Origin of the sequence: Cryobacterium sp. TMT2-10 (genome assembly GCF_004403075.1) — a bacterium.
GTDB classification, from domain to species: domain Bacteria; phylum Actinomycetota; class Actinomycetes; order Actinomycetales; family Microbacteriaceae; genus Cryobacterium; species Cryobacterium shii.
Window position 1 is genome coordinate 1 of sequence record NZ_SOGW01000001.1, and the last position, 9,936, is coordinate 9,936.

Sequence of the window (9,936 nt, forward strand, 5' to 3'; positions counted from 1 at the left end):
CATCAGAATCGCTCATAAGCAATTTTCCCAGACCCCACGGCCAAGGACGGGAAATCCGGCGGCGTTTTAAACTTTGCCGTTACTGACCCACGCTCCTAGACAGCATAGGCGCGGTTGGACGCCGCGCACGGCTTCATGCGGCAGACTGTGCCACAAGGAATGGAGAGGTCGATGGCAAGCATCCACGACGTGGCGCGTGTGGCCGGCGTCTCCATCAGCACCGTCTCCTACGCCCTCTCCGGCAAGAGGTCGATCGCGGAGTCGACCCGGCTGCGCATCACCAACGCCGTCGAACAGCTGGGCTACCGGCCCAACGCGGGGGCACGGATGCTCGCCGGCACGCGCACCAACATCTTCGCCCTGACCGCACCGTTCCACGCGGAGACCTCCGCGCCCGCACACATGGCGTTCGTGCTCGCCGTCGCCGACTCCTGCACGCGCGCGGTGCAGCTCGCGATCGAGCAGGTCGCCGGCCGGATCGAACCGCGGGTCGAACTCGTTCCGCCGCGCTACTACGAGCGGGGCTCCATCGCGACCCCGGCGGCCTCCCGGGGTTAGGCGGACGGCTGGTGGACATTCACACTCTGGTCAATCTCGGCCTCGTGCTGCTCTTCGTTCTCACCGGCGGCCTGTTCGCCGCCACGGAGATGGCGCTGGTGTCCCTGCGGGAAAGCCAGTTGCACCGGCTCAGGCAGCAGGGCAGTCGGGGTGCGAAGGTCGCGGCGCTGGCCCGCGACCCCAACAAGTTCCTGGCGGGGGTTCAAATCGGCGTCACCGTCGCTGGTTTCTTCTCCGCGGCCTATGGGGCCACCACGCTCGCCCCGGATGTCACACCCCTGCTGGTGGCGCTTGGCCTGCCGAAGGGGGCTGCGGACACCCTGGCCCTGGTCGGGATGACGCTCGTGATCGCGTATCTCTCCCTTGTTCTCGGTGAACTCGTGCCCAAGCGATTCGCCCTCCAGAAGGCGGCCGGTTTCTCGCTCGTGCTGGCGCCGCCGCTCCTGATTTTCGCTGCGTTCATGCGACCCGTGATCTGGTTCCTGTCCGTGTCGACGAACGCCGTCGTGAGAATTCTCGGTGGAGACCCGCACGCCAGGACGGAGCAGATGTCCGACGAAGAACTCCGCGACCTGCTCCATGCCCACCAGGGGCTCGAGGTCGAGGAGCGCCGAATCCTGACTGAAGTCCTCAACGCGACGGATCGGACCGTCGCGGAGGTCATGCGTCACCGCGCCGATGTCGCATTCCTGAGCGGCACCCAGTCGATCGCCGAGGCGATCACCCAGGTTCGCGCGATGCCGTACACGCGGTACCCCGTCATCGGCCGATCCGTTGACGACGTGACGGGTTTCGTGCACGTGCGCGACCTTCTCGACCCGGAGTCGCACCCGGCAGCCACCACGGTGGCCGACATCACCCGCTCGATCGTGTTCCTGCCGGGCACGAACCGCATCCTGCCCGCCATGACGCACCTGCGGCGCGCCGGGGTCCACATTGCCGTCGTGATCGACGAGTACGGAGGCACCGACGGCATAGTGACGCTTGAGGACCTCGTCGAAGAACTGGTCGGCGAGATGCGGGATGAGCGTGACGAGCCCGTGGCCGCGGCCCTGGACCACTTCGTCGGCCCGGGGGCGGCGCGGATCGTGGACGGCAGCGTGAACATCGAGGATTTCGCCGAGTTCACCGGGATCGAACTCGAAGACGGCCCGTATGAGACCGCGGCCGGCTTCATCGTCGACCGGCTCGGCCGCCTGCCCGTCGTCGGCGACACGGTGCCGGTCGGGGAGTATCGACTCAGGGTCGCCGCCGTCGAGGGGCGCCGGATCACCATGATCGAGGTGGTCTCGGCCTGAGGTGCGGGACGCCCGCGGGCGGCTCGCCCTGGCCGGGCGCCGATCGCAGCCGCTGATGATCACCGAGAACGGCGCGGCCTTCGTCGACGAGGTCGTGCAGACCCTGCGCGGCTACCAGGTCTGGTCTCTGCTGGACAACTTCGAATGGAGCTACGGCTTCTCGAAGCGGTTCGGCATCGTGCACGTGGACTACGACAGCCAGGTGCGCACGCCCAAGGACAGCGCCCTCTGGTACGCCCAGTTGGCCGGTTCCGGGATCGTGCCCCGGTAACCTTGACCTAACCTGACTGGCCAGGCGCGAGGCTAAGGGACACTCTGATGCAGGGAACCAACCACGACGACGTGCGTCGGCGCAACCTGTCGGTCATCCTGCGCCTGGTGCACCGCGACGGGCCGACCTCGCGTGCGGTGCTGACCCGCCGGACCGGCCTGAACCGGTCGACCATCGCGGCTCTCGTCGCCGAACTCGAGTCGCTCGGGCTCGTCGGGGAGCGCGACCCTGACTCCACCAACCAGGTGGGCCGGCCCAGCCCGGTCGTGTTCTGCGCCGAGCAGGTGGTCGCCCTCGCCGTGAACCCCGAGATCGACGCCGTCACCATCGGGATCGTCGGGCTCGACGGCGGCGTGCACCGCCGCATCCGTTACCCCACCGAACGGTCGCCGAGCGCGAGCGAGGCCGTGAACATCGCCGCCGCCGTGATCGAGGGGATGCGCGGCGAACTGGAGACCCGGTTCCGGGTGGTCGGCATCGGCGTCGCCGTTCCGGGGCTCGTGCGCGCCTATGACGGCCTGGTGCGGCACGCCCCGCACCTCGGCTGGGCGGACGAGCCGTTCAAGGAGATGCTCGAGCAGGCCACGGGCTACCCCGTATCCGCCGCCAACGACGCCATCCTCGGGGCGATGGCGGAGCAGCACTTCGGCGCGGGGAAGGGCATCACCGACCTCATCTACCTCAACGGCGGCGCCAGCGGCATCGGCGGCGGCATGATCATCGGCGGCAGCCCGGTGGGCGGCATCGCCGGTTATGCGGGGGAGTTCGGCCACATCCGGGTCAGCGGCAGCGCCCGCACGGATTCGGCCGGGATCGCCGGAACACTCGAAGCCGAGGTCACCCGGGAGGACCTGCTGGACGTGCTCGGGCTGGCCGGCGCGGATGCCGACGAGCTGGAGCAGGCCCTGCTCGCCTCCGACGCGCCGCTCGTGCGGGCCGAGGTGGAGCGCCAGCTGGACTTCCTCGCGGTGGCCCTGGCCGGGGCGATCAACATCCTCAACCCGCAGCTGGTCGTGCTCGGCGGATTCCTCGCGGCCCTGTTCTCGGTCGACCCGGAGCGCCTGCGGCTGGGCGTGGCATCGATGACCCTGGGCTCCTCCTTCGGCAGTGTGCGGATCAGCGCGGCCGAACTCGGCTCGAACCTGCTGATGATCGGCGCCGCCGAGCTCGCATTCGAGGGATTGCTCGATGATCCGAGCGGGCTGTCCTCCGCGGCCTGAACCGGAAGTGTCCGCTGGACCGGGCGGCTGACTCAGGAGATTCAACGGATGTCCCGCGCATCGCCCCGGAATCCCGCGGTACCCGGCCGGCGACATCCGTCTTCTCCTGAGCTGGCCACCGGGGAAAGCGGCCCCGCCGCGCCTGCGCCCGCCGCGCCTGCGCCCGCCGCGGTACCCCCGCCGAGCCCGTGGTACCCCGCCGAGCCCGCGCCCAGTGCACGATCGGGCGGATTCGTGCAAGTTGCGCCCGGGATCCCCGCAGGGGGGAATAGGTGCGGGCGTGGTTGTCTTGTCTCTGAGAGCGGTTCCGTGTTCCGCTGCTGGTACTGACGCCCGTGATGCGGTGCCTCGACCGAACGTCAACCAGCACGCCTCAGCTCCATCGGGGCTGCCCCATCGAGACCGAGAACAACACTTCGTGACTACCGCCGCCATCACCGTCATCACCGCCGCCGACCTGAGGTCGGCCGCGAAGCATCCCGGCGACGCCCTCTCCCGCGGCCAGCGCCTCGTCTACATCATCGTGCTCGGCGCGCTCACCGCGCTCGGCCCGTTCACCATCGACCTGTACCTGCCGGCCTTCCCGACCCTGGAGGGCGAGTTCGGCGTCTCGGCGGCGGCCATCCAGCTGACCCTGACCGGCACCATGATCGGTTTCGGCTTCGGCCAGCTCGTCGTCGGCCCGTGGAGCGACAAGGTCGGGCGCCGGCTGCCGCTGATGCTGGCAACCGGCTTCCACATCCTCGCGAGCGTGGGCGCCGCCCTCTCGCAGGACATCGTCTGGCTCGCGGTCTTCCGTCTGCTGCAGGGCTTCGGCGCAGCCGCGGGTGCCGTCGTCGCGCTGGCCATGGTGCGCGACCTGTTCGGCGGCAAGCCGCTGGTGAAAATGCTCTCCCGTCTGGCCCTGATCAGCGGCCTGGCCCCGGTTCTCGCCCCCGTCATCGGCTCGCAGCTGCTGCTCGTGATGAGCTGGCGCGGCATCTTCTGGGTGCTCGCCGCCTACGGCACCGTCGTGATCCTGGCCGTCGCGTTCTGGATCGTCGAGACGCTCCCGGATGCCGAGCGCCACGTCAAGGGGCACAGCTCGCTCGCGCAGCGCTACCGTGCGGTGCTCAGCGACCGGATCTTCGTGGGCGTCGCGATCATCGGGGCAATGACCTTCACCGGCCTGTTCTCGTACCTGTCGGCGTCGTCGTTCCTGTTCCAGCAGGTCTACGCGTTCAGCCCGCAACAGTACGGCCTGCTCTTCGCCGTCAACTCGCTCGGCATCGTGACGGGGGTGCAGCTCAGCTCGCGCCTGATGCACCGCTTCAACATCGGTCCGCAGTGGATCATCTCGGTGTCCACGGTGGTGCTCGCGATCACGGCCACCGCGATCGTGCTGCTCGACCTCGCCGGCGCGGGACTCTGGGGCACCCTGGTGCCGCTTTGGTTCTTCATCGCCGCCTGCGGTTTCACCTTTCCCAGCGTGCAGGTGATCGCGCTCAACGCGCACGCGCACGAGGCCGGCACCGCCGCCTCCCTGCTCGGAGCAGCGAACTTCGGCATCGCCGGCCTGATCTCCCCGATCGTCGGCGTGCTCGGCGTCGGCACCGCCGTGCCGATGGGCGCCGTGATGGGCGTCACGGCCCTCGTGTCGATCCTCTCCCTCTGGTTCGTCGTGCGTCCCCGCACGGTGCCCGCGCTGGGGCACTAGGCCAGGCTCCGCGGCGGCCGAAGGCGCCTCCGCTGTGTGCCTCCCGTGCCACCGGTGTCTCCCGTGCCACCCGTGTCTCCCGTGCCACCGGTATCTCCCGTGCCACCGGCATCTCCCGTGCCACCGGGTGCCGCCGGCGCCTCCGCTGTGGCCAACTCAGGAGAAACGCGGCCGGCGGCATGGTGCGGGCGACGGATGCCGCGTGATTGCGGCATCCGTCGGCCGCGGGCTGGCAGATCTCCTGAGTTAGCCACATTCGGTCCGGGCAATCGGGTCGGCGGGGTCCGAACTCCGGGCGCGCACGACGGTCGCCGCACCGATCGCCCCGCACCGATCTCGCCGCACCGATCTCGCCGCACCGATCTCGCCGCACCGATCGCCCCGCACCGATCTAGCATGGACACATGATGAGCGAGCGACCCCCCGAAACCGCGGCCACGCCCGCCACCCGCCGCATCGCGCGCCGCTGGCCACTGATCAGCGGGGTCGTCGCGTTGCTGCTCGCCGTGAGCCTGGGCGCGCTGATCGTGGTGCGCGACAACGGCCGTCCGCTCAGGATCGACACCGAGTGGATGGACGAGATCATCGAGCACCGGGCGCCAGTCTGGGAGTACCTCTCGCTCGCGATGAACTTCCTCGGGGCGGGCATCGCCGGCGTGATCGTGATCCCGCTGCTGATTCTGGCGTTCCTGCTGGTGCGGAGACGCCCCTGGGCGGCCGGATATTTCATGGCCGCCACGATCGCGAGTTCAGGCCTGGTGCAGGTGCTCAAGACCCTGTTCGGCCGGTCCCGACCACAAGACATGCTGGTCACGTCTGATTTCGGGTCGTTTCCGTCCGGTCACGTAGCCAACGCGGCGACCATGGCGGTGTGCCTGGGCATCCTCTTCCCCCGAGTCTGGGTCTGGCTGGCCGGTGCGCTGTACACGCTGGTGATGATGGTCAGCCGCACCTACCTGGGCGCACACTGGCTGACGGACACGATCGGCGCGCTGCTGCTCGGCACGGCCGTCGCCGTGCTGCTGTGGGCCCCGGTCGCCGCGAAACTCGAGGGCGAGCGCGAACTGGCGGCGCAGCATCCGTCGCCGCCCTTGCGAATTCGACGGAAAAACAGCGCTTAGAACTCGGATTCGGGCCCAAATCGCCCGATTCGGGCAGGATCTCCGTCGAATTGGTTAGGGGCGGAAAGAGGGGCAGACAGCGACGGATGCCCGGGTGCCGTCCGAGCAGGAGAATCCTCCTTGTCGGGGCGGGCGGCGTCGGCGACGCGTTCGCGGCGCGAGTCCCGGCATCCGCGGGAGCGGTCCACCGCCAGAGTGCCCGTTCCGGTCGAGAGTGACCGGCGCACCGGGCACTCTCGACCGGAACGGGCACAGTGGCGCGGGCAGTTGCGCGGCGTGGTGAGGGGGCAGCGGCGCACAGGAAGTGCTGACCAGTAGCCTGTACCCGGGGGTGTTAGGCCTCTGTCCGGCCTGCGCCGGCTCAGTACTGCCGATGAAAGAGACCCCACCATGACGCCCGTCGCCGCACTCTCCTCCTACTTCCGCAAGTACGCGGACTTCACCGGGCGGGCCTCGCGCAGCGAGTACTGGTGGGTGGGCCTCTGGATGGTCGTGTTCTACCTGCCGATGCTGCTGGTGCTGGCCTTCAACATGCCGCCCACCGAATACGACGCGGCCGGACCACTCCTCGTGCCGGTCGGCTTTCTCATCATGATCGTGTACCTGGCCACCATCGTTCCGAACGTCTCGCTGCTCGCGCGTCGCCTGCATGACGCGAACTTTGCCGGCTGGTTCGCCTTCCTCTGCCTGATCCCGTCCCTCGGCGGCCTCGCCATCCTCGTCTTCAGCGTGCTGCCGAGCAACCCGCTCGGAGCCCGGTTCGACAAGGGTGCCGCGCCGCTGATGGCCGAGCCCACCTGGTCGAGCGCGCAGCGCCTGGGCTGACGGGTCCACCGCGAGAGTGCCCGTTCCGGTCGAGAGTGACCGGCGCACCGGGCACTCTCGACCGGAACGGGCTCCTCGGGCGGGACCTGCCTCCGGGGATTGCCGCCCGCGCCGCGCCGGATGCGAGATGATGCTCTGACTGAACGCGCAACATCCGTCGGAACGAAAGCGGTGCGGGAATGATCAATGGTGATGTCTCCTTCTGGTGGAACCAGGTCGGTCGGCCGGCCCCGCGCGACCCGCTGCCCGGGCCCATCGTGGCCGACGTGTGCATCGTGGGTGCCGGGTACACCGGGCTGTGGACGGCGTATTACCTGAAGAAGGCCGCCCCGGCGCTGCGGATCGTGATCGTGGAGCAGCGCTTCGCCGGCTACGGCGCCTCGGGCCGGAACGGCGGCTGGCTGACCAACGCGGTCACCGGCGGGCGCGAGCAGTACGTCGCGTCGCACGGCCGGGACGCGGCGGCCCGGTTCCAGACCGGCATGAACGAGACCGTCGACGAGGTGATCCGGGTCGCCGCGGCCGAGGGCATCGACGCCGACATCGTCAAGGGCGGCGAGTTCACGGTCGCCTACGACCAGCCCCAGCAGCGGCGGCTCGAGGCGTCCGCCCGGGCCGAGCAGCAGTGGGCCATGACGGATGTCCAACTCCTCTCCCCGGCGGCGGCGCGCGCCCGCATCGACGTGGCCGGCGCCACCGGGGCGATGTGGCACCCGCACTGTGCGCGCATCCACCCGGCCAAACTCGCGGCCGGGCTCGCCCGGGTGGTCGAGGCGCTGGGCGTGGAACTCTACGAGAACACCCGGGTCAGCGAGATCACGCCGCACCGGGCGACGACCGACCGGGGCGCGGTGGAGGCGGAGTTCGTCGTGCGCGCGACGGAGGGGTTCACGGCGGGGCTGAAGGGGCTGCACCGGGCGTGGCTGCCGATGAACTCGTCGCTGATCGCGACCGCGCCGCTCAGCCCGTCCGTCTGGGACAGCATCGGCTGGGCCGGCCGGGAGACCCTGGGCGACATGGCGCACGCGTACATGTACGCGCAACGCACGGCCGACGACCGGATCGCGATCGGCGGCCGGGGCGTGCCGTACCGCTTCGGGTCGCAGACGGACTCGGACGGCCAGACCCCGGCGAGCACGGTGGCGGCGCTGCGGGACATCCTGACCCGGTTCTTCCCGGCGACGGCGGGCGTCGCGATCGATCACGCCTGGTCGGGGGTGCTCGGCGTGCCGCGCGACTGGGCGGCGACCGTGGGTCTCGACCCGGCGACCGGGCTGGCCTGGGCCGGCGGCTACGTGGGCACCGGCGTGGCCACGACGAACCTGGCCGGGCGCACCCTGACCGACCTGATCCTCGGCAACGAGACCGGGCTGACCCGGCTGCCCTGGGTGAACCACCGGGTGCGCAACTGGGAGCCTGAGCCGTTGCGCTGGCTCGCCGTGCACGCGCTCTACCGGGCGTACTCGTTCGCCGACCACGCGGAGCGCACCCGGCGGCAGACCACCTCGCCGGTCGCGAGTATCGCCGACGTGGTCTCGGGCCGCGGGCACTAGCCGTACTGCGCCCCTGCCTCTGAACCAATTCGACGGAGATTTTGCCCGAAACGGCCGTTCTGGGGCCCGATAACGTGTTTTAACGCAAAATCTCCGTCGAATTCGCACGAAGGCCCCCGGTCGCACGGCGGTGCGGCCCGGTCGCGGGGAGGGTGCTCGCGGGGCGACGGATGCTGCCGCAACGGCCGGCCGCCGGGTCGCGCCGGACCCGGGCATCCGTCAGCCGCGCCCCTGAACCAATTCGACGGAGATATTGCCCGAAACGGCCGTTCTGGGGCCCGATAACGTGTTTTAAAGCAAAATCTCCGTCGAATTCGCAGGAGGGCGAGGTTCCGGGGGCCGGGCCCGGTGTGGTCTACTCGACGCATGAGCGTTGAACCGGAGGTTGTGCACGAAGCGGTTCGGCTGGCGGATGCGGCCGCGGGCGCCGCCGGGGTGAGCGTGCGGAGCGCCGAACCCGGCGACCTGGCCGCCGTGATCGGACTGTTCGAACGCACCTGGGGAGTCGGCCGCAGCCCCGACCGGTCGATGCTCCTGGCGCTCGACTTCGCCGGCAACACCGTGCTGATCGCCACCGCGGCCGGCAAACCGGTCGGCGCGACCCTCGGCTTCCTCGGCTGGACCGACGGCATCCACCTGCACTCGCACATGTCCGCCGTGGTGCCGTGGCAGCGCAGCAGCGGCGTCGGCTACGCCCTCAAACTCTTCCAGCGCTCGCTCTGCCTGCAGCACGGCATCACCGACATGCGCTGGACGTTCGACCCCCTCATCCGCCGCAACGCCCACTTCAACCTGATCAAACTCGGCGCGGAGGTGGTGCGCTTCCTGCCCGACTTCTACGGCCGCCTTGACGACGTCATCACCGGCAGCGACCGTAGTGACCGCTTCGAAATGCGCTGGCGCATGGACTCCCCGCGGGCACTCCGGGCGCTCGCCGGAACCCCGCAACCGCAGTGGACGGTGAGCGAGCGGCTGCCGCTCGACGTCGATTTCGAGCGGTTGCGCGCCGACGACCCGGCCGCGGCCGCCCGGCTGCGCGATCAGTCCCGGCGGCTCTTCGACGCGGCGCTCTCGCGCGGACTCCGGCCCGAGCTGAACGCGAACAACGACTACCTCTTCACGACGGATGCCGCCGACCGCCTTCCCGACGCCTGAACCGGCTTCCGAGGCCCCAGCAGGCGCTGAACCCGTCGGACGCGCGCCGCATCAGGGGGACTAGTATTTCGCCATGACAGCGATGAACCCGCCCGGCGGCGTTTCCGCCGCCCGCGAAGCGGCCCAGGCGGCGCTCGCCGCGGCGCGCCAGGCCCAGGCCGATGCGGAGGCCGCCCTGCAGCGGGTGCAGGATGCCGAGGCCGCTGCCGTTCCCGCTCCGTCCGCCCCCGATTCGCCGG

General features: G+C 70.0%; 8 protein-coding genes and 1 pseudogene. All 9 read left to right on the forward strand.

From position 1 onward, the window contains the following. Window positions 1–171 precede the first annotated feature (171 nt). The 9 genes and pseudogenes from E3T37_RS17730 (at window position 172) to E3T37_RS00055 (ending at window position 9,697) form a co-directional block, all read left to right on the forward strand. A complete protein-coding gene (locus E3T37_RS17730) occupies window positions 172–558 on the forward strand; it encodes a LacI family DNA-binding transcriptional regulator (protein ID WP_134364814.1) in 387 nt (128 codons plus the stop codon). Between the two features lie 11 nt (window positions 559–569). Continuing rightward, window positions 570–1,856 carry a hemolysin family protein gene (locus E3T37_RS00010; RefSeq protein WP_134364815.1) on the forward strand — a complete coding sequence of 429 codons (1,287 nt, stop codon included), beginning with the start codon at window positions 570–572 and terminating at the stop codon, window positions 1,854–1,856. A 49-nt stretch (window positions 1,857–1,905) separates the two neighbouring features. Further along, window positions 1,906–2,127: pseudogene (locus E3T37_RS00015) on the forward strand (family 1 glycosylhydrolase); the annotation flags it as partial. A gap of 47 nt (window positions 2,128–2,174) precedes the next feature. Further along, window positions 2,175–3,347 (forward strand): ROK family transcriptional regulator, encoded by a 1,173-nt coding sequence (locus E3T37_RS00020; protein ID WP_134364816.1) that lies wholly within the window; start codon window positions 2,175–2,177, stop codon window positions 3,345–3,347. Window positions 3,348–3,765: 418 nt separating this feature from the next. Continuing rightward, on the forward strand, window positions 3,766–5,043 hold the full coding sequence (locus tag E3T37_RS00030) for a multidrug effflux MFS transporter (protein ID WP_241976037.1): 1,278 nt from the start codon (window positions 3,766–3,768) through the stop codon (window positions 5,041–5,043). A 407-nt stretch (window positions 5,044–5,450) separates the two neighbouring features. After that, entirely contained in the window at window positions 5,451–6,164 is a 714-nt protein-coding gene (locus E3T37_RS00040; protein ID WP_134364819.1) for a phosphatase PAP2 family protein, read from the forward strand. Between the two features lie 390 nt (window positions 6,165–6,554). Continuing rightward, the gene (locus E3T37_RS00045; RefSeq protein WP_134364820.1) at window positions 6,555–6,989 is read left to right on the forward strand and encodes a DUF805 domain-containing protein; all 435 of its coding nucleotides are present in this window, start codon (window positions 6,555–6,557) and stop codon (window positions 6,987–6,989) included. Between the two features lie 179 nt (window positions 6,990–7,168). Beyond that, on the forward strand, window positions 7,169–8,542 hold the full coding sequence (locus E3T37_RS00050) for an FAD-binding oxidoreductase (RefSeq protein WP_134364821.1): 1,374 nt from the start codon (window positions 7,169–7,171) through the stop codon (window positions 8,540–8,542). A gap of 366 nt (window positions 8,543–8,908) precedes the next feature. Then, the gene (locus E3T37_RS00055) at window positions 8,909–9,697 is read left to right on the forward strand and encodes a GNAT family N-acetyltransferase (RefSeq protein WP_134364822.1); all 789 of its coding nucleotides are present in this window, start codon (window positions 8,909–8,911) and stop codon (window positions 9,695–9,697) included. The last annotated feature ends 239 nt before the right edge of the window (window positions 9,698–9,936 follow it).